Here is a 19572-nt window from a genome sequence, read left to right on the forward strand (position 1 = left end):
CTGCTGGCTGGAAGGGGAGGAGCAAAGCGCGGCGGGAGTTTTGGATTACCCCCTCGCACGCAGGCAGGCAACCGGCCTCACGCCATCGTGTCCCCTGGAGCGCCTTCAATGTTGATCCCCGGCCCCCGCCACCCCATCTTTCTGTTGCTCTCCACAGAATGCGCCGACAAGTGATTCCACTTCGGTGAAAAATGCTCTAGCTCTCGAACCATGCCGCACAAGGTTTTCCTTTCCCGCCTCAAGCTTACGGATTTCCGCAACTATGCGGGCCTGTCGCTGTCGCTCGATGGCCGGCATGTCGTGCTGACGGGGCAGAACGGAGCAGGCAAGACCAATCTCATGGAGGCGGTCTCCTTCCTCTCGCCCGGCCGCGGTCTTCGTCGCGCTGCCTACGGGGATGTGCCGCGAGCCGGCAGTGCAGGAGGCTTTTCCGTCTTCGCCGCGCTCGACGGCATGATGGGCGAGGTCGATATCGGCACCGGCACGGAAGGCGGCGAGGAAGGGCAGGCGCGAAAACTCCGCCTCAACGGCACATCCGTCAAGACCGTCGACGAGCTGCTGGATCATCTGCGTGTCGTCTGGCTGACACCCTCCATGGACGGTCTCTTCACCGGCCCTTCGGCCGACCGCCGTCGTTTCCTGGACCGGCTGGTGCTGTCGCTCGATCCCGAGCACGGCCGCCGCGCGGCGGATTTCGAAAAGGCGATGCGCGGCCGCAACCGGCTGCTGTCGGATCATCGGCCCGATGCCGCCTGGCTGACGGCGCTGGAAAAACAGATGGCCGAACTCGGCATCGCCATGGCGCATGCCCGCCATGAACTGGTCGGCCTGCTTTCCGGTCTGGTGGAGGCGGCGCGCGACGACGGGCCTTTCCCCTCCGCCGCCCTGCGGCTCTCCGGTTTCCTCGACGGGGAATGGCAGCGCCCGGCCTACGAGATCGAGGAAATCTATCTCGACATGCTGCAAAGCGGGCGCTACCGCGACGCGAGCGCCGGCCGCACGCTGGAAGGCCCGCACCGCGCCGACCTGCTCATCCGCCACCGCGAGAAGGACATGGAGGCCGAGCGTTGCTCGACGGGCGAGCAGAAGGCGCTCCTGATCGGCCTCATCCTCGCCCATGCCGGGCTTGTCGCGGGCATGACCGGCCATGCGCCGGTGCTGCTGCTCGACGAGATCGCCGCCCATCTCGACGAAGGCCGCCGCGCCGCCCTCTTCGACCGGGTCGATGCGCTCGGTGGCCAGTCCTTCATGACCGGAACGGACCGGTCGATGTTCGATGCGCTCGGCGAGCGGGCGCAATTCCTCACCGTCTCGAACGGAGGCATCCTGACATGACCGATCCCCTCAGCGCCGAAGAGATCGACCGTTACCGCCGCCATATCGTGCTCGCCGAAATCGGCGGCGCGGGCCAGCAGAAGCTGAAGCAGGCCAATGTGCTCATCGTCGGGGCCGGCGGGCTCGGCGCCCCCGTCATCCAGTATCTGGCGGCCGCCGGCATCGGCCATATCGGCGTGCTCGACGATGACACGGTGTCGCTTTCCAACCTGCAGCGTCAGGTGATCCACGATACCGCCGACCTGGGCGTGCCGAAGATCGAAAGCGCGGAAGCCGCCGTCGCGCGCCTCAACCCGCATGTGCGTTTTTCCGGCGTCGCCGAGCGGCTGACCGCGGAGAATGCGGCCCGGTTGTTAGCCGGCTATGATCTTCTCGTCGATGGCTCCGACAATTTCGATACGCGCTACGCCTCCGCCGATGCGGCGGAAGCGGCCCGCATCCCGCTCGTGACCGGCGCCGTCGGCCGTTTCGATGGCTCGCTGACGGTGCTGAAGCCCTATGAGACGGCAGCGGATGGCCGCCTCAATCCCGGCTACCGCGATCTCTTCCCATCCGCTCCGCCGCCGGGCGTCGTGCCGGCCTGCGCGGAAGCCGGCATTGTCGGCGCGCTGACGGGCGTCGTCGGCACGCTGATGGCGATGGAGGTGATCAAGCTCGTCGCCGGCGCAGGCGAGCCGCTGGTCGGCCGCCTCCTGCTCTACGATGGTCTCGCCGCCCGGTTCGAGACGCTGAAATATGCGCGGCGCAAGGCCGCCGGCGCATGACGGACATCGTCCGGCTCGGACAAGGCTTTACCAGATGGGAGGATCTGCTGGCGCTCATCCTCGACGCCTTCGCCTCCATGGACGGCGTCATCGATCCACCGTCGTCTGCGCGCCTGCTGACACCGGCCTCACTTGCCGCGAAAGCATGCACGGAAATCGCCTACGCCGCCCTGGAGGGGCCAACGTTGCTCGGCTGCATCTTCTGCCGTCCGGAAGCCGAAACGCTCTACATCGGCAAGCTCGCGGTCGCACCGGCCTTTCAGGGCAGGGGCGTCGGGCGGCTGTTGCTGGCGGCGGCTGAAAGGGCGGCGCGGGAGCGGCAGCTCCCGGCACTTCGCCTCGAAACACGCATCGAGCTTGTCGGCAATCACGCGACCTTCGCGCGGTGGGGTTTCGTCAGGACGGCCGAAAACGCCCATCCCGGTTTCACCCGCCCGACTTCCATCGAGATGCGCAAGGTGCTGGACTAGATCCGGCCCGGCAACACGCGGTCCGGCGGGCGGTGGCCGTCGAAGAAGGTTCTGATGTTGATGACGACCTTCTCGCCCATGTCGACGCGGCCCTCGATCGTCGCCGAGCTCATATGCGGCAGGAGTACGACCTTGCCGTCGGCTGCGAGCTTCAGGAGCTTCGGATTGACCGCAGGCTCGTTTTCGAAGACGTCGAGGCCTGCACCGGCGATCTTGCCTTCCTTCAGGCACTTGATCAGCGCCGTCTCGTCGATGATGCCGCCGCGCGCCGTGTTGACGATGTAGCTCGTCGGCTGCATCAGCTCGAGCCGGCGTGCGGAGAGCAGGTGGAAGGTGGCAGGCGTCGAGGGGCAATTGACCGAGACGATATCCACGCGCGCCAGCATCTGGTCGAGGCTGTCCCAGTAGGTCGCTTCCAGCGCGTCTTCCGTGTCCGGACGCACGCGGTGGCGGTTGTGGTAGTGGATCGAGAGGCCGAAGGCCTTGGCGCGCTTGGCGACGGCGGTGCCGATGCGGCCCATGCCGATGATGCCGAGGCGCTTGCCCCAGATGCGGCGGCCGAGCATCCAGGTCGGCGACCAGCCGGCCCATTCGCCCTTGCGGTCGGTCAGGATGCGCGCACCTTCGGCGAGGCGGCGGGGCGCGGCGAGAATGAGCGCCATCGTCATGTCGGCCGTATCTTCGGTCAGCACGTTCGGCGTGTTGGTGACGGTGATGCCGCGCCTGGCGGCGGCCTCCACGTCGACATTGTCGACGCCGTTGGAAAAACAGGCGATCAGTTTCAGCTGCGGCCCGGCCTGTTCGATGAGGGCGGCATCGATCCGGTCCGTCAGCGTGGGCACCAGAACGTCGGCGCTCTTCACGGCGGCGACGAGTTCCGGCTGGGTGCGCGGCGTGTCGTCGATGTTGAGTTCTGCGTCGAACAGTTCGCGCATCCGGGTCTCCACCACCTCGGGCAGGCGGCGCGTGATATAGACCTTCGGTTTTTTCTTCTGCGTCATGGGATGTTCCGGCGTCCTGTTGACGGGTCCTTAACCAAGTTGGGCAAGGATTGCTTCATCAGGGGCATTTTCTACCAGACCCGGTCGCGAAGACAATCCGCCCGTCGTGCGGTCACCGCGATTTGCTACCGCTGACCGGCATGGCAGCCCGATGCCCCCTCAAAATCTTGTGCGGATCATCCATGCGTAACCTTGTCGTGCGTCTCAGCCTTGTCGCCCTAGCGGGCCTCCTCGTTTCCGTTGCAGGCCTCCAGTCCGCCCATGCCCAGGCGGCCAAGGGACCGAGTGGCCTGCCACTGCCGCGCTTCGTCAGCCTCAAGGCGAAGAGCGTCAACCTGCGCGTCGGCCCGAGCGTCGACTATGCGGTGGCCTGGCGCTACCTGAAATCCGGCGTGCCGGTCGAAATCATTCAGGAATACGATAACTGGCGCCGCATCCGCGATGCGGACGGAACGGAAGGTTGGGTCAACCAGGCGCTGCTGTCGGGCGAGCGTACGGCCGTCACAGCGCCGTGGATGCGCGGCAAGGGGGAAAACATCTTCGTCAACATGCGCCGCGAAGGCATGCCCAACGCGACGCTGATCGCAAAAATCCAGCCCGGCGTCGTCGTCAAGGTCGGCGAATGCAATGGTGACTGGTGCCGCGCCGAAGTGGACGGCACGGCCGGCTGGGTCTCGCAGAACGAGATCTGGGGCGCCTATCCCGGCGAAGCCTTCAAATAAGGCCCAGCTTTTTCGCTTCCGCCGCCAGCGATTGCAGCGGGCGGGGGCCGACCTGCTGGATGACCAGGCCGGCGGCCAGGCTGCCGAGCCGGCCGCAATCGGCGAACGACCGGCCGGCCGTGTAGCCATAGAGGAAGCCGGCAGCATAGAGATCGCCCGCACCCGTCGTGTCGACGACGCTTGGAATCGTGATCGCATCCACCTTCGTCCGCTCGCCCTTCGTCAGGATGACCGAACCTTCCTCGCTCATCGTCACCGCCGCAAGCCGGCAATCCTGTGCAATCTTCGTCAGGGCCTCTTCGAAATCGTCTGTCTCATAGAGCGCCAGCGCTTCCGCCTTGTTCGCAAAAACGATGTCGATGGTGCCCGAGCGCATCAGGTCCAGAAACTCGCCGCGATAGCGGTGCACGCAGAAACTGTCGGACAGCGTCATCGACATTTCGCGGCCATGGGCATGGGCGATGCGGGCGCATTCGCGGATCGCATCCTTGGCACGCGGCGGATCCCAGAGGTAGCCCTCGAAATAGGTGACCTTGGCGTCCGCGACGACCTGTTCCTCGACATCCTCGGGGCCGAGCTCGACGCAGGCGCCGAGATAGGTGTTCATCGAGCGCTCGCCGTCGGGCGTGACGAAGATCATCGAGCGGGCGGTCGGCGGCGTGCCGGCGAGCGGCTTCGTCTCGAAATGCACGCCCTGGGCGCGGATGTCATGGATGAAGATATCGCCGAGCTGGTCGTTCGCCACCTTGCCGAAATAGGCGGCCTTGCCGCCGAAGCTCGCCACGCCAGAGGCGGTGTTGCCGGCACTTCCGCCGGAGGCTTCGAGCGCCGGGCCCATGCGGGAATAGAGCAGTTCGGCCCGTTCGGCGTCGATGAGGTTCATCGCGCCCTTGATGATGCCATTGTCCGTGATGAAGTTTTCGTCGCAGCGCGCGATGATGTCGACGATGGCATTGCCGACCGTCAGCACGTCGAATTTTGTCATGCGGGGTATCCGTCTCGATTGGGTAAGAGCCGGTATTCGGTCTTAACGGATTTTCCGGCAGTTGGAAGAAAAAAAGCCGCCGCGCCGTTTCCGGCGGGCGGCTTCGCTGTCCGCAATGCGGATCAGTCCTTGGCGCGCTCGACGTAGGAGCCGTCTTCCGTCGCGATGACGACGCGGGTGCCGGCCGAGATGTGCGGCGGCACCAGCGTGCGGATGCCGTTCGACAGGATCGCCGGCTTGTAGGAGGAGGATGCCGTCTGGCCCTTCACGACCGGTTCCGTCTCGGCGATTTCGAGCGTGACGTGGCGCGGCAGGTCGATGGCGATGGCGACGCCTTCATGCACCGACAGGATGACGGTCATGCCTTCCTGCAGGTAGGCCTTGAGGTCGCCGATGTCGTCGATCGACATGGTCAGCTGGTCGTAGCTTTCCGGGTTCATGAAGTGGTAGCCTTCACCATCCTCGTAGAGGAAGTTGTGCTCGCGGTCTTCGACGAAGGCGCGCTCGACCTGCTCGGTCGTGCGGTAGCGTTCGGAGACCTTCACGCCGTCGGAGATGCGGCGCATGTCGACCTGCGTGACCGGCGTGCCCTTGCCGGGGTGGAAGTTCTGCGCCGTCAGCACGACATAGAGCTTGCCTTCGACCTCGAGGACATTGCCCTTGCGGACGGAAGAGGCGATGATCTTTACCATAAGTCTTCCTTGTAAGTGAATGGTTCGCGTCGTAGAGGACCGCCTGAGGACGCTTCCCGAACGCTGAAAATGCGTATTCGGGGCCGCAACTATCCTATATCCCGGCAAAAGACCAGTCTTCCCGCCGGTAAGGCCCAAGAAACCTGTCATATGAGCGCAGCAAGCCAAAAACCCTCGCCCTGGTGGACGCCAGACGTCCATGCCGACCGTCGGCCGTTCCTGATGGCGCGGAACCGCATCCAGGCGGCGCTGCGCGGCTGGTTTGCCGCGCGCGATTTCATCGAGGTCGACACGGCGACGCTGCAGGTTTCGCCCGGCAACGAGGCGCATCTGCACGCCTTCCAGACCGAAGCCATCGGCCATTCGGGCGAAAGAACGCCGCTCTACCTGCACACCTCGCCGGAATTCGCCTGCAAGAAGCTGCTGGCAGCCGGAGAGCAGCGCATCGCCTGCTTCGCCCATGTCTATCGCAACCGCGAGCGCGGGCCGCTGCACCATCCGGAATTCACCATGCTCGAATGGTATCGCGTCGGCGAGGCCTATGACGTGCTGATGGCGGATTGCGGGGACATGCTGGCGCTTGCGGCGCAGATCACGGGTGTTTCCACGCTGACCTATCGCGGCGCCACCTGCGATCCGCAGCTCGCGCCGGAGCGGCTGACGGTGGCCGACGCGTTTCGGCGCCATGCCGGCATCGACCTGCTTGCCACGATCGATCCGGACGGGTCGACGGACCGGGAATGTCTCGCCGCGGCCATGCGGGCGGCGGGCTTGCGTGTTGCCGGCGACGATACCTGGGCCGACCTCTTCAGCCGCGTGCTGGTGGAAAAGATCGAGCCGGAACTCGGCTTCGGCCGCCCCGCCATACTGTGCGAATACCCGGCCGCCGAGGCAGCGCTTGCCCGCCCCGCGCCGCACGACCGACGCGTCGCCGAACGCTTCGAGCTCTATGCCTGCGGCGTGGAACTGGCCAATGCCTTTGGCGAACTGACGGATGCCGCCGAGCAGCGCCGCCGCTTCGAACTGGAAATGGTAGAGAAGGCACGCGTCTATGGCGAGACCTATCCGCTCGACGAGGACTTTCTCGCCGCCCTTGCCGCGATGCCCGAGGCGAGCGGCATCGCGCTCGGCTTCGACCGGCTCGTCATGCTGGCGACGGGGGCGTCGCGCATCGACCAGGTGATCTGGGCGCCCGTCGCGGAGACGGCGCCGTGACGGCCGCGCGCAGCCTCTCCACCGTGGACGAACTCGTCGCCGCCGGCCTTGTGCGGGAAGACGAGCGTGCGCGGGCGGCGGCCGTCGCCGAACGATACGCCGTGGCCGTCACGCCGTCGCTCGTCGCGCTCATCGATGCCGATGATCCATTCGATCCCGTCGCCCGCCAGTTCGTGCCCGACGCCGCCGAATTGCTGACGCTGCCGGAGGAGCGGGCCGACCCGATCGGCGATCTCGCGCACAGCCCCGTCGAAGGCATCGTGCACCGCTACCCGGATCGCGTCCTGCTGAAGGCCGTGCATGTCTGCCCGGTCTATTGCCGCTTCTGTTTTCGCCGCGAGATGGTCGGGCCGGACGGTCTTGGTACGCTGTCGCCCGCAGCGCTCGATGCGGCAATCGACTATATCGCCGGTCGCCCGGAAATCTGGGAAGTCATTCTGACCGGTGGCGATCCCCTCGTGCTCTCGCCGCGCCGCCTGCGCGACATGATGGAGCGGCTGGCCGCGATCACTCATGTGAAGATCGTGCGCTTCCATACCCGGGTGCCGGTTGTTGATCCTATCAGGATCGATGCCGCACTCATCGAGGCGTTAAGAGCCTCCGGCAAGACGACATATGTGGCGCTGCACGCCAACCATCCGCGCGAGTTCACCGCCGATGCTTGCGCCGCCATCGCCCGCATCGTCGATGCCGGCATGGTCATGATCAGCCAGACGGTTCTGTTGAGGGGCGTCAACGACGATGCCGACGTGCTGGCAACCCTGATGCGGACCTTCGTCGAGAACCGGGTGAAACCCTATTACCTGCACCATCCGGACCTTGCGCCCGGCACGGCGCATTTCCGTCTGACGCTCGCGGAGGGCCGTGCGCTGGTGGAGCGCCTGCGCGGCCGTGTTTCCGGGCTCTGCCAACCGGCCTACATTCTCGATATACCCGGCGGGCACGGCAAGGTGCGGGCGGATTCGATGGCCGTGGAAGAGGCGGATGACGGCTGTTTTCGCCTGCGCGACTTCCGTGGCGGGTCGCATCCCTATCCGCCGGAGGCGAGTTAGGCCAGACGGCCTCTCTCAGAACTCCTCCCAGTCCCCGTCATTGCCCTTGTCCTGCCGCACGCCCAGCGCTCCGGCGAGCTTTTCGCTGAGGGCAAGGGCGGGTGAGCCGACCGGGCGAGACTTGGTGGAAGCGGCCTTGATGTTCCACTGGCCCACGGATTTGCGGGTGACCGTCGCCTCCGGCACGACCGGCGGTGCCGGCGTGGAGGGGACGATGTGGAGATGCGGCGCCTGCATCGAGCGGCCGGCCGCCGTGCTGCCGCCGACATTGAAGCGGCCGATCAGCGCGTTCAGCGCCTGCACTTCCGAGGCGAGGCCGTGGCTTGCCGCCGTCGTCTCCTCGACCATGGCTGCGTTCTTCTGCGTGCCCTGGTCCATGGCGTTGACGGCCGTGTTGATCTCCTGAAGGCCGGTCGACTGTTCGCGTGCCGCCTCGACGATCGCCACGACGTGGCTGTTGATCTCCTGCACCTCGGTGACGATGGTCTGCAGCGCGCGGCCGGTATCGCCGACCAGAGACACGCCGGTGCGCACCTGATCGCCGGAAGTGTTGATCAGCGCCTTGATCTCCTTGGCCGCCTTGGCGGAGCGCTGCGCCAGTTCCCGCACTTCCTGTGCGACGACGGCAAAACCCTTGCCCGCTTCGCCGGCACGCGCCGCTTCCACGCCGGCGTTCAGCGCCAGAAGGTTGGTCTGGAAGGCGATCTCGTCGATGACGCCGATGATGCTGGTGATCTCGCTGGAGGACTTTTCGATCTCCTGCATGGCCGAAACGGCGCGGCGCACGATCTCGCCGGATTTCTCAGCCCCCGTGCGGGTGCGGCCGACCAGCGCGCCGGCCTCCTCCGCCCGCCTGGTGGAATCCTTGACGGTCGTGGTGATCTCCTCGAGTGCCGCGGCGGTTTCCTCGACGGCGGCGGCCTGCTGCTCGGTGCGGCGCGACAGGTCGTCTGCGGCCGCGCGGATCTGGCTGGCACCGGCATCGATGGCACGGGCGTTTTCACCGACTTCGCGCAGCGCATCGCTGAGGCGTGAGACCGAGGCGTTGAAATCCTCGCGCAGGCGGTCGAGATCGCCGTCGAAGGGCTTTTCGATCCGGCAGGTCATGTCGCCGGATGCGAGCTTGCCGAGCGCGTCGGCGAGGCTTGCGACGGCCTCCTGCACGCGGCCGCTGTCGCGGGTGCGCTCGGCATCGCGCGCCTGGCGCTCGCCATCGGCGCGGCGGCGATCGTCCTCGCTCTGGCGCTCCAGGCGCTGGCGGTCGGCCGCATTGTCACGGAAGACGGCGACGGTGCCGGCCATCTCGCCGATCTCGTCGGTGCGGTCGGCATGCGGAATGGTGACGGCCGTGTCGCCTTCGGCCAGCCGCTTCATCGCGGCGCCGAGAGCGTTGAGCGGCGTCACGACGCGGCGGTTGACGAGGAAGATGGCGGCAATGGCGAGGCCCATGGCCGCGGCAAGCGACGCCCAGGTCAGGGCGAAGGCCGAGCCTTCCTCGGCGCGGGCGGACAGGATCGTCTCGTCCGTCACCTTCTGGGTGCGGGCGACAAGGTCGTTCAGCGCGGCGGTGATCGCGTCGGCGCTCGCCTGCATCGCCCCCTTGTAGACTTCCAGCGCCGGCCCCTTGGCGGCGATGGCGGAGAACTGGATGAGCTTTGCGGAATCGTCGAGATAGGTCTTCAGCGTCGCCTTGATGCCGTCCACCTCCGTCTTCGTCGCCGCGTCGCCCGTATTGGCGGCGCCGTAGCTGTCGACCATGCCGGCAAAGGCGTCGCTGCGCTCTTTGATGCGCGCCTCGATACGGCCGATCTCGTCCGGATCCATCGATAGCAGGTGTTCGGAGTATGTCGCGTTCAGCTCGGAAAAGGCGTGGCTCAATTGCAGGATACGGCTCATCTGCGGCATGCGATCCGTGCCGATGCGTTCGATATGGCCGGTCATCGCCGAAAGCGAGCGAAAGGCGACGGCGCCCTGCAGGCCACCCAGCACCACCATGAGGACGAAGAGGGCGGGCAGGAGCCTGCTGATCCGAACATTACGCATGACAGTTCCCTGGCTGTTGGGGGCGACGGCACGGCTTCGTGCGGGTGCGCAAAAGTCTAGGGACGGTCTTTTAACGTCCGCTTAATGCGACGTTCCGACCTCCTGCCTTGCCGGGTGCTTTTCCACACCCTACATGCGGTGGCGAACAGGAGTTTGCGATGATCTTCGACGCTGCCAGGCTTTCGCTGGCCAATCTTTTCGCCCCGGAAACGCGCGGCGTCTTCTGGAAGGTTCTGGGCCTTACGCTGCTTGCCCTTGTCGTCATCTGGTTCGGGCTTCGCGAAACCTTCATCGCCTTTGCCTGGCCGTGGCTGCAGGGTGCCTTCATGCCCGACCTGCCCGATTGGGCTGGCTGGCTCACCATCGTCTTCGGCCTCATCGCCAGCATCGGACTGGCGCTTGGCCTTGCGCTCCTGCTCGCTCCCGTCACGGCCATCATCGCCGGCTTCTTCCTCGACGATGTCGCCGAGGTTATCGAGAAGCGCGACTATCCCACGGAAAAGCCCGGTATCGCCCTGCCGATGGGTCAGGCGATATCGGGTTCGATCAAGTTCCTCGGCATCGTCCTTCTCGGCAACCTCGTCGCACTGTTCCTGCTGTTCATTCCGGGCGTCAACCTCGTCGCCTTCTTCGCGGTCAACGGCTACTTGCTCGGCCGTGAATTCTTCGAATTTGCCGCTATGCGTTTTCGCTCGCCGGCCGAGGCACGGCTGTTCCGGTCCAAACATGCCGCGACGGTGCTGCTGGGCGGCCTGCTGATCGCGGCCTTCCTGGCGATTCCCATCGTCAACCTGCTGACGCCGCTCTTCGCGGCCGGCCTCATGGTGCATCTCCACAAGGCCCTGAGCCGCAAGGACCGGGATTTCTCAGTGCGGCAGAACTGACGCGTCGTACAGCGCCGCATAATCGGCGCTCGGCGGGATCGGCTTGATCACGTCGAGCATCACGCCGTTCGGATCGGCGGTGATGAAGTGGCGCTGCCCGAAATCCTCGTCCCTGATCTCGCGCAGGATCGGCAGGCCGGCGGCGCGCACGGCATCGTAGACGGCGTCGACATCCTCGACCTCGAAGTTGAGCAGCAGGCCGGAAACCTTGCCGCGCCCGATGGCGGGGATCGTCTCGTGGCTGCCGTCGAGCACCGCGAGCGTCACCTTGTCGTCCTCCTTCGACTGGAGATGGATGTACCAGTCGCTGGTGAAGAGGGCTTCGAACCGGAAATGCGTTTCATAGAACGCTGCCGTGCCGGCGACATCGTCGGTCATGATCACGGGATAGTAGCTGGTCGTCTTCATCTCTTTCCCTTTCGTTCGAAATAACATACAGTCTGTATGTTTTTATCAATTAACATACATTCAGTTTGTATGTAAAGAGGCGAGATGGTACGCAGCAACAAGGAACGCACCGAGGCGACGCGGCTCGCCCTGATCGAAGCGGCGCGGCGGCTTTTCGTGCAGAAGGGCTATGCGGAGACGGCGACGCCGGACATCGCGGCGGAAGCCGGCGTGACGCGCGGCGCGCTCTACCATCATTTCGAGGACAAGCGGGCGCTGTTTCGCGCAACGCTGGAGCGCGAGGCCGAGGCCGTGGCCACGCATATCGAGACGGTTTCGATGCCGGCGGGCTCGCCCCGCGAGGCGCTGCTATCGGGTGCTCGCGCCTATTTCGACGCGATGGCCGAGCCCGGCCGTACACGCCTGCTGCTGTTGGAAGCTCCTGCTGTCATCGGCTTTGACAGCACCGTCGCCATAGACCGGGAAAATGCCGAGGGCACGCTGAAAGCGGGCCTTTCCGACCTGCTCGGACCGGATGTCGGTGCCGGAAAACTCCAGGCGCTGACGGATCTGCTCTCCGCCGCCTTCGACCGTGCGGCCATCGCGATCGAGGGAGGCGCGGACCGCAAGGCCTATGAAGCGGCGATATCAGGTCTCATCGACGGCCTCAGGGCGTAGGGCCGTAAAGCTGCGGCGGCAGCTCGACGAGGGCTGCGGGCACGTCACAGGTCTTTTCCGGCGATCGACAGAGATCGGCGATGACGCAGTGCTCGCATTCCGGCCGGCGTGCCTTGCAGCAATAGCGGCCGTGCAGGATCAGCCAGTGATGGGCGTGGTAGAGATACTCGTCCGGGATGAGCTGCATCAGCTTGCCCTCCACCTCGTCGGGTGTCTTGCCCGGGGCGAGGCGCAGGCGGTTGGCGATGCGGAAGATATGCGTGTCGACCGCCATCGTCGCCTGCCCGAAGGCCATGGAGAGCACGACATTCGCCGTCTTGCGCCCGACGCCTGGCAGCATCACAAGCTCCTCGCGGGTGCGGGGCACCTCGCTGCCGAACTGCTCGACGAGCATCCGGCTGAGCGCGATGACGTTCTTGGCCTTGTTGCGGTAGAGGCCGATCGTCTTGATGTAGTCGCGCACCTTCTCCTCGCCGAGCGCGAGCATCTTCTCCGGCGTGTCGGCGACTGCAAAGAGCGCGCGCGTCGCCTTGTTGACGCCGGCATCCGTCGCCTGGGCGGAAAGGGCGACGGCAACGACGAGCGTGAAGGGGTTCACATGTTCGAGTTCCCCCTTCGGCTCCGGCCGCTGGATGGAGAAGCGACGAAAGATCTCCCTCAGATCGTCCTGCGAGTAGAGGCTTTTCGGCCGGGTTGGAGCCTTGCGGCGAGGCGTCACCGCCTTTTTGATCTTTCCGTTTTCCATGATGCTTCCGCAGGGCGCATGTCGTCGCCGCAAAACCGCTACACACTTTTGCGCGACATGCTTATAGTCTTGGCGCATGACGCAAGGCAACGCCGACATCACGATGAACGACCTGCCGGTCTTCTCCGCCGAGCTGCACCCCTACCGGTCGCTCGGGCGCAACGGGCATCGCATCTTCTTCCTCATCGCGGGCGCGCTGAGCTTCGCCCATATGGCGGTGTTCCTGATATCGGGTGCCTGGCCGGTCGTGCTGTTCTTCGGCCTCGATTTCCTCGCGCTGTTCGGCGCCTTCTGGCTGAACAACAGGGCGGCCAAGGCGCGTGAGGTGGTGTCGCTGTCGCGGACCAATATCTCCATCCGCAAGATCAGCCCGTCGGGCCGCGAGACGGAGCACATTTTCAACCCGTTTTGGGCGCGCTTCCTCGTCTCGCGCAAGGCCAAGATCGGTATCACCGCCATGCATGTATGCGGCAACGGACGCCAGACCGATGTCGGTACTTTCCTGCCGCTCGACGATCGCGAGCGCTTCGCCTCGGCCTTTTCCGGCGCATTGGCCCGCGTTAAACGCGGCTACTGAGCTTTGCGTTTCGCAATTCCGGACGCAAAACGCTTCATACCTTGGCTGGAATTGCTTGAAGGCAGGAATCGGGTGGCGAGCGCGCGTGCGCCATGCTTTTCTGGCGGCACAGGAGAAGAACGATGAACATTGCCGCGACGTTGCAAACCGACATCACCCCCGAGGGCGACGACTACACGACCGTCCGCCGGGTCATAGAGATGATCACGGACGATTATCGCGAGCAGCCGGGTCTGGAAGACATTGCAGGCCGGCTCGGCCAGTCGCCGACGCAGCTCCAGAAGACGTTTACCCGCTGGGCCGGCCTTTCGCCAAAAGCCTTCCTGCAGGCCGTGACGCTCGACCACGCCAAGCGCCTGCTGCGCCAGGAAGAGCTGCCGCTGCTCGAAACCAGCTTCGAGGTCGGCTTGTCCGGCCCCGGCCGTCTGCATGATCTGTTCGTCACGCACGAGGCGATGTCGCCGGGCGAATGGAAGGCGCGGGGCGCGGGACTGACGATCCGCTACGGCTTTCACCTGTCGCCGTTCGGGCGGGCGCTCGTCATGATCACTGACCGTGGCCTTGCCGGCCTCGCCTTCGCCGACGAGCCCGGCGGCGAGGATGCGTTCGAGGACATGTCCTCGCGCTGGCCGAATGCCGCCTATGTCGAGGACAGCGAGGCGACCGCCGCCTATGCCGAACGCATTTTCGACCCCACCCGCTGGGACCCCAAGGCGCCGCTCAGGATCGTGTTGATCGGCTCGGATTTCCAGGTGCGTGTCTGGGAGGCGCTGCTGCGCATTCCTATGGGCTGCGCCGTCACCTATTCGTCCATCGCGCAAACGCTGGGGCAGCCGACCGCCTCGCGTGCCGTGGGCGCTGCCGTCGGTCGGAACCCCATCTCCTTCGTCGTGCCCTGCCACCGGGCGCTCGGCAAAAGCGGGGCGCTCACCGGGTACCATTGGGGCCTGACGCGCAAGCGGGCGATGCTCGGATGGGAATCGGGCAAGGCGTGACAACAAAAAGGCCGGCGAAACGCCGGCCTTTTGTCTGGTCTGCCGAGAAGGCTCAGTGCGCGCCCGACATGTCGCCGAGAACGTCCTTGGTCTTGACCGTGGAATCCGCATTCAGCGTGTAGACCATCGGCACGCCGGTCGCGAGGTTGAGCTTCAGGATCTCTTCCTTGGTGAGCTTGTCCAAGACCATCACCAGCGAGCGTAGCGAGTTACCGTGCGCGGCCACCAGCACCTTTTCGCCGCGCAGCACGCGGGGCAGGATTTCCGTGAGGTAGTAGGGCCAGACGCGCGCGCCGGTGTCGCGCAGGCTTTCGCCGCCCGGCGGCGGAACGTCGTAGGAGCGGCGCCAGATATGGACCTGCTCCTCGCCCCACTTTTCGCGGGCGTCGTCCTTGTTGAGGCCGGAGAGATCGCCGTAGTCGCGTTCGTTGAGCGCCTGGTCGCGGATCGTTTCCAGGCCCTGCTGGCCGATCTCGTCGAGGATGATCGTCAGCGTCTTCTGGGCGCGCGAGAGATCGGAGGTGAAGGCGATGTCGAATTTGATGCCGGTTTCGGCAATGGCCTTGCCGCCGGTCTTGGCTTCCTCGACGCCAAGCTCCGTAAGATCAGGGTCGCGCCAGCCGGTGAAGAGGTTTTTCAGGTTCCATTCGCTCTGGCCGTGGCGAACGAGGACGAGGGTTCCGCTCATAGGGTCTGTCTCCCGATTAGCATCGTTCCGAAAAGTGGATACCGGTTTTCGGAGCAAACGATGCGCTGTTGAACAAAGGTTTCAATTGAGCCCGAGCACGTCGAGCATGGAATAGAGGCCGGGCTTTTTGTCGCGCGCCCAGAGTGCCGCCTGCACGGCGCCGCGCGCGAAGATCGCGCGATCCGTCGCGCTGTGCGACAGCGTTACCAGTTCGCCTTCGCCGGCGATCACGACCGAATGTTCGCCGATGACCGAGCCGCCGCGCAGCGTGGCAAAGCCGATCGTACCCGTGGGACGCGCGCCGGTATGGCCGTCGCGCACGCGCACGGAATTGTCCGCAAGCGAGATGCCTCGACCCCTGGCGGCGGCCTGGCCGAGCAGCAGCGCGGTGCCGGAGGGCGCATCGACCTTGTGCCTGTGGTGCATTTCCAGCACCTCGATGTCCCAGTCTGCCGGGCCGAGCGCGCGGGCGGCGGTTTCCGCGAGAACGCCCAGCAGGTTCACGCCGAGGCTCATATTGCCCGACTTGACCACACGGGCATGGCGGGCGGCCGCCTTGATCTTCTCGTCGTCGTCAGCCGAGCAGCCGGTGGTGCCGATCACATGCACGATGCGGGCCTGCGCGGCGAGCCCGGCAAAATCGACGGTCGCGGCGGGCGCGGTGAAATCGAGCACGCCTTCGGCGGCGACGAAGGCTTCGAGCGGCTTGTCGGTGATGGCAACGCCGATCGGGCCGAGACCGGCCAGTTCCCCCGCGTCACGGCCGATAAAGGGCGAACCTTCGCGCTCGATGGCGGCGAAGACTTCAGCGCCCTCGATGGCGTGGATGGTGCGGATCAGCGTCTGGCCCATCCGGCCGGCGGCGCCGACGACGACCAGCTTCATTGCGGTGCCGCTCATGTCTTGTCCCTATTCTGCATTCTTGCCGGTATTTGCCGCGGGGGCCTGCAGGCTGTTGAGGCGAGCGTAAAGACCGTTTTCCCGGTCTGCAAGCGCCTGGTGCGAGCCTTCCTCGACGACCATGCCGTCCTGCATGACGATGATCTTGTCGGCGCGCACGACCGTCGACAGGCGGTGCGCGATGACGACGACGGTGCGCCCGCTCATCGCTTCGTCCAGTGCCTTTTGCACGGCCTGTTCCGATTCGGTGTCGAGCGCGGACGTCGCCTCGTCGAGCAGCAGGATCGGTGCGTTGCGCACCAGCGCCCGCGCGATCGACAGCCGCTGACGCTGGCCGCCGGAGAGCGTCACGCCGTTTTCGCCGACGGGCGTCTCGTAGCCGAGCGGCTGGGCGAGGATGAAGTCATGCGCATAGGCGTGGCGCGCCGCCTCCTCGATCTCTGCATCCGTCGCCTCGGGACGGCCGTAGCGGATGTTGTCGCGGATCGTGCCCTCGAAGAGATAGGGCTGCTGCGAGACATAGGCGATGGCGTTGCGCAGCGACTGCTTGGTCACATGGGCGATGTCCTGCCCGTCGATCAGGATCTCGCCCTCGGCCGGATCATAGAAGCGCGGAATGAGGCTGATGACGGTGGATTTGCCCGCACCCGAGGGGCCGACGAGGGCCGTGGTTTTGCCACCCTCGGCGGTGAAGTTCAGGCCCTTGAGGATCGTCTCGGTTTCCGAATAGCCGAAATGCACATCCTTGAAGGTGATCGTGGCATCGGAGACGACAAGCGCCTTGGCATCCGGCCGGTCGGCCTGGCGGGGCGCCAGGTCGAGGATTTCGTAGATCATGCGGGCATTGACGACCGCGCGCTCCAGCGAGACCTGCAGGCGTGCAAGGCGCTTGGCCGGCTCATAGGCCATCAGGAGCGCCGTGACGAAGGAGAAGAAGGCACCGGGCAGGATGCCGCCATAGATCGAGCGGTAGGCGGCGTAGCCGAGCACGCCCGATATGGCGAAGCCTGCAAAGGCTTCCGTCATCGGCGCGGTGCGTTCCGACAGGCGGGCAATGCGGTTCGAGCGGTTTTCCGCCCGCGCGATGATGCCCTCCACCTTGTCCCTCAGCTGGGCTTCCATGGTGAAAGCCTTGACGATGGTGATGCCCTGTACCGTCTCCTGCATCGCGCCAAGCACGTGGCTGTTGAGCTCGACGGATTCGCGCGTGGCGCTGCGCAGGCGCTTGGAGACATAACGCAGGCCGATGAGCAGCGGCGGTGCGACGAAGAAGACGATCAGCGTCAGGATCCAGTCCTTCGACAGCATTACCGCAATGAGGGCGATGAGCGTCAGGAAGTCGCGCGCGACCGACGTCACCGTCATGTTGAGCACGTCGCGGATGCCGGTGACGTTCTGGCTGATCTGGGCGGCGAGATAGGCCGAGCGCGATTCCGAGAAAAAGCCGACGCTGAGCGCCATCAGATGCGAATAGAGGCGGCGCTGGTAGCGCGCGACGATATTGTTGCCGATCTTCGCGAGGATGACGGCCTGGAAATATGTCGCAAAGCCGCGCAGCACGAAGGCGACGAAGATCGAGCCGCAGATCAGGATGACGAGGTCGGCGCGTTTGTTGGCAAACGCCTCGTTGACCACCGATTCCATGATCCAGGCGGTAAAGGCCGTGGTGAGGGCGACGATCGCGAGGCTGATCACGGCAAGGCCGTAGCCCTTGATGTGGTCACGGCCGTTCTCGGCGATGACGCGCTTCAGCACGGTGGTGACGGTGTCGGAGCTGACGTGGGGGCGCTCGGGACGACTCTTATCGGCCAATAGACTGACTTTCCTGCACGATCTCGCGGGCAGCCGGCCTAAACCGGCGCTGTGGCCGCTCTATAGGGTGTCGGTCGGCCTTTGGCGAGTCCGGGAGGGCGTCGAGCACCGCCGAAGGCTTCACCTTTTCCAGTGGCGTCCCTCGGTTGCAACACCGAACCTGTCGGGCATGCGCGCAAAGGCGGCAAGGCCGGCAAGGGCCGCGACCGGATGGGTGACCACATAGGTCGGGATGGATTTGAGCAGCGCGCTGTGCGGCGCCTTGTCCTCGAAGGCGGCGCGAAATTCCGGACCGCGCAAGGCGGGAAGGATTTTCTGCGAGATGCCGCCGGCCAGGAACACGCCGCCCTTGGCCATGAAGATCATCGCCATGTCGCCAGCAACGCGGCCGAGATAGGTCGAAAACAGCGAGACGGTCTCGACGGCCGCGCGGTCGTCCTGCGCCAGCGCCCTGGCCGTCACATCGGACGGTTTGCCGAGTGTCGCATCGACGCCGTCGGCGGCGCAGACGGCGCGGTAGATGTTCATGATGCCGCGCCCGCACAACAGCTGCTCGGCGGAGATGCGACCCTCGATCGGCTCCAGGAAGGGCCAGATCCGGTAGTCGCGCTCGCTGCGCGGGCCGACATCGACATGGCCGCCTTCGCCTGGCACCGGAATCCAGCTGTGGCGGGCATAGACCAGGCCGGCGACACCAAGGCCGGTGCCGGGTCCGAGCACTGTGCGCGAGGCGGCGTTACGCTCGATACCGGGGCCGATCTTTTCCCGGTCGGTATCGCCGAGCGAGGCGACGGCCAGCGCCTGCGCCTCGAAATCGTTGACGAGCAGCACGTCCTCGAAGCCGAGATTGGCGATCATGTCGCGGGGACGCACCACCCAGGGGCAATTGGTCAGCGGCACCTCGTCGCCCTGGATGGGTCCGGCCAGCGCCAGGATCGCCGAGCGCGGCTGGACCGAGCTCGTGTCGAGGATGCATTTTTGCAGGGCGTCGTCGATATTGGCGAAGTCGGCCGTCTGAACGATCGGGAATTGCCTGGGTTCGGCAAAGGCATCCACCAGCAGCGCGAAGCGCGCATTGGTGCCGCCGATATCGCCGACGAGGATGGGGAAGGGGAGGTTGGTGTCGTTATCGCCTGGCCTTGCCATCAAGCTATCCCGTTCTTTCGCGTGCCCGTATGTGTGTGGTGGTTTTGCTTTTCGCCTATCCGGGGCAGAGAGTGCCGTCAATCGGCTGCGAAGTCGAGCAGGTGTTCCGCCGTGGCGCGGTTCAGCGCCATCGGAATGTCGTAGACGATGGCAAGCCGCATCAGGGCTTTCACATCGACATCGTGCGGCATGGGGGTGAGCGGATCGACGAAGAAGATCAGGACGTCCACCTCGCCGGTGGCAATCAGCGCGCCGATCTGCTGGTCGCCGCCGAGCGGGCCGCTCTTGAGCCTGACGACGTCGAGGCCGGGGCAGGCTTCCAGCACGCGGCCGCCCGTCGTGCCCGTCGCGACGATCTTCGCCTGCGACAGCACCTTCTCATTGCGCAGCGCGAAATCCGCCATGTCGTCCTTCTTCTCGTCATGCGCGATCAGCGCAATGCATCTGGGGCGTGACATGGGCGTTCCTCGCGGGTTCGACG

The 19572-nt window shown here is 65.4% G+C and carries 21 protein-coding genes; 10 read left to right on the plus strand and 11 right to left on the minus strand.

Annotated elements, in window-relative coordinates; genetic code table 11:
* Positions 1 to 210 precede the first annotated feature (210 nt).
* From recF to MUO32_RS15855, 3 genes are read left to right on the plus strand one after another with little or no spacing between them, the layout of a single operon-like run.
* Entirely contained in the window at positions 211 to 1335 is a 1125-nt protein-coding gene (recF, locus tag MUO32_RS15845) for a DNA replication/repair protein RecF (protein WP_257949330.1), read from the plus strand.
* The gene (locus MUO32_RS15850) at positions 1332 to 2099 is read left to right on the plus strand and encodes a molybdopterin-synthase adenylyltransferase MoeB (RefSeq protein ID WP_257949331.1); all 768 of its coding nucleotides are present in this window, start codon (positions 1332 to 1334) and stop codon (positions 2097 to 2099) included. The genes recF and MUO32_RS15850 overlap by 4 nt, the downstream gene beginning before the upstream one ends.
* Positions 2096 to 2569 (plus strand): N-acetyltransferase, encoded by a 474-nt coding sequence (locus MUO32_RS15855; protein ID WP_257949332.1) that lies wholly within the window; start codon positions 2096 to 2098, stop codon positions 2567 to 2569. Before MUO32_RS15850 ends, MUO32_RS15855 begins: the two co-directional genes overlap by 4 nt.
* On the opposite strand, the gene MUO32_RS15860 is transcribed toward MUO32_RS15855, so the two are convergent.
* A complete protein-coding gene (locus MUO32_RS15860) occupies positions 2566 to 3570 on the minus strand; it encodes a D-glycerate dehydrogenase (RefSeq protein WP_257949333.1) in 1005 nt (334 codons plus the stop codon). The genes MUO32_RS15855 and MUO32_RS15860 overlap by 4 nt on opposite strands.
* A 182-nt stretch (positions 3571 to 3752) precedes the next feature.
* On the opposite strand from MUO32_RS15860, the gene MUO32_RS15865 reads away from it, so the two are divergent.
* Complete coding sequence (locus MUO32_RS15865) at positions 3753 to 4292, plus strand: SH3 domain-containing protein (RefSeq protein WP_257949334.1); 540 nt, start codon at positions 3753 to 3755, stop codon at positions 4290 to 4292.
* Here MUO32_RS15865 and MUO32_RS15870 read toward each other — a convergent pair.
* On the minus strand, positions 4285 to 5277 hold the full coding sequence (locus MUO32_RS15870) for an adenosine kinase (RefSeq protein WP_257949335.1): 993 nt from the start codon (positions 5275 to 5277) through the stop codon (positions 4285 to 4287). The two genes, MUO32_RS15865 and MUO32_RS15870, sit on opposite strands and share 8 nt — an antisense overlap.
* A 122-nt stretch (positions 5278 to 5399) precedes the next feature.
* On the minus strand, positions 5400 to 5969 hold the full coding sequence (efp, locus tag MUO32_RS15875) for an elongation factor P (protein ID WP_257949336.1): 570 nt from the start codon (positions 5967 to 5969) through the stop codon (positions 5400 to 5402).
* 150 nt (positions 5970 to 6119) lie between these two features.
* On the opposite strand from efp, the gene epmA reads away from it, so the two are divergent.
* Positions 6120 to 7184: an EF-P lysine aminoacylase EpmA gene (epmA, locus tag MUO32_RS15880; RefSeq protein ID WP_257949337.1), complete on the plus strand. Its 1065-nt coding sequence runs from the start codon at positions 6120 to 6122 to the stop codon at positions 7182 to 7184.
* The gene (locus MUO32_RS15885; RefSeq protein ID WP_257949338.1) at positions 7181 to 8236 is read left to right on the plus strand and encodes a lysine-2,3-aminomutase-like protein; all 1056 of its coding nucleotides are present in this window, start codon (positions 7181 to 7183) and stop codon (positions 8234 to 8236) included. The genes epmA and MUO32_RS15885 overlap by 4 nt, the downstream gene beginning before the upstream one ends.
* A gap of 15 nt (positions 8237 to 8251) precedes the next feature.
* Here the strand turns inward: MUO32_RS15885 and MUO32_RS15890 are convergent, their stop codons facing one another.
* Positions 8252 to 10279 (minus strand): methyl-accepting chemotaxis protein, encoded by a 2028-nt coding sequence (locus MUO32_RS15890; protein WP_308311297.1) that lies wholly within the window; start codon positions 10277 to 10279, stop codon positions 8252 to 8254.
* Between the two features lie 158 nt (positions 10280 to 10437).
* Here MUO32_RS15890 and MUO32_RS15900 point away from each other — a divergent pair, with 158 nt between their 5' ends.
* Positions 10438 to 11163 (plus strand): sulfate transporter family protein, encoded by a 726-nt coding sequence (locus tag MUO32_RS15900; protein ID WP_257949339.1) that lies wholly within the window; start codon positions 10438 to 10440, stop codon positions 11161 to 11163.
* On the opposite strand, the gene MUO32_RS15905 is transcribed toward MUO32_RS15900, so the two are convergent.
* Entirely contained in the window at positions 11146 to 11571 is a 426-nt protein-coding gene (locus MUO32_RS15905; protein ID WP_257949340.1) for a VOC family protein, read from the minus strand. The two genes, MUO32_RS15900 and MUO32_RS15905, sit on opposite strands and share 18 nt — an antisense overlap.
* Before the next feature lie 84 nt (positions 11572 to 11655).
* Here MUO32_RS15905 and MUO32_RS15910 point away from each other — a divergent pair, with 84 nt between their 5' ends.
* Positions 11656 to 12228, plus strand: a complete 573-nt coding sequence (locus MUO32_RS15910; protein ID WP_257949341.1) for a TetR/AcrR family transcriptional regulator — start codon at positions 11656 to 11658, stop codon at positions 12226 to 12228.
* Here MUO32_RS15910 and nth read toward each other — a convergent pair.
* A complete protein-coding gene (nth, locus tag MUO32_RS15915) occupies positions 12218 to 12973 on the minus strand; it encodes an endonuclease III (protein WP_257949342.1) in 756 nt (251 codons plus the stop codon). The two genes, MUO32_RS15910 and nth, sit on opposite strands and share 11 nt — an antisense overlap.
* Before the next feature lie 76 nt (positions 12974 to 13049).
* Between nth and MUO32_RS15920 the strand changes: the two genes are divergently transcribed.
* Entirely contained in the window at positions 13050 to 13550 is a 501-nt protein-coding gene (locus MUO32_RS15920) for a DUF2244 domain-containing protein (protein ID WP_257949343.1), read from the plus strand.
* 122 nt (positions 13551 to 13672) lie between these two features.
* The gene (locus tag MUO32_RS15925) at positions 13673 to 14545 is read left to right on the plus strand and encodes a bifunctional helix-turn-helix domain-containing protein/methylated-DNA--[protein]-cysteine S-methyltransferase (RefSeq protein WP_257949344.1); all 873 of its coding nucleotides are present in this window, start codon (positions 13673 to 13675) and stop codon (positions 14543 to 14545) included.
* Between the two features lie 52 nt (positions 14546 to 14597).
* Here the strand turns inward: MUO32_RS15925 and MUO32_RS15930 are convergent, their stop codons facing one another.
* The 5 genes from MUO32_RS15930 to MUO32_RS15950 form a co-directional block, all read right to left on the minus strand.
* Positions 14598 to 15233: a 2,3-bisphosphoglycerate-dependent phosphoglycerate mutase gene (locus MUO32_RS15930; protein ID WP_257949345.1), complete on the minus strand. Its 636-nt coding sequence runs from the start codon at positions 15231 to 15233 to the stop codon at positions 14598 to 14600.
* An 81-nt stretch (positions 15234 to 15314) separates the two neighbouring features.
* On the minus strand, positions 15315 to 16133 hold the full coding sequence (dapB, locus tag MUO32_RS15935) for a 4-hydroxy-tetrahydrodipicolinate reductase (RefSeq protein WP_257949346.1): 819 nt from the start codon (positions 16131 to 16133) through the stop codon (positions 15315 to 15317).
* A 9-nt stretch (positions 16134 to 16142) separates the two neighbouring features.
* Positions 16143 to 17945 (minus strand): ABC transporter ATP-binding protein, encoded by a 1803-nt coding sequence (locus tag MUO32_RS15940; protein WP_257949348.1) that lies wholly within the window; start codon positions 17943 to 17945, stop codon positions 16143 to 16145.
* A 120-nt stretch (positions 17946 to 18065) separates the two neighbouring features.
* The gene (locus tag MUO32_RS15945; RefSeq protein WP_257949349.1) at positions 18066 to 19091 is read right to left on the minus strand and encodes a glucokinase; all 1026 of its coding nucleotides are present in this window, start codon (positions 19089 to 19091) and stop codon (positions 18066 to 18068) included.
* 77 nt (positions 19092 to 19168) lie between these two features.
* Positions 19169 to 19549, minus strand: coding sequence for a methylglyoxal synthase (locus MUO32_RS15950; protein WP_257949350.1), 381 nt, complete (start codon positions 19547 to 19549; stop codon positions 19169 to 19171).
* Positions 19550 to 19572: the final 23 nt, after the last annotated feature.

Source organism: Shinella sp. CPCC 101442 (genome assembly GCF_024704725.1).
Taxonomy (GTDB): Bacteria; Pseudomonadota; Alphaproteobacteria; order Rhizobiales; family Rhizobiaceae; genus Shinella.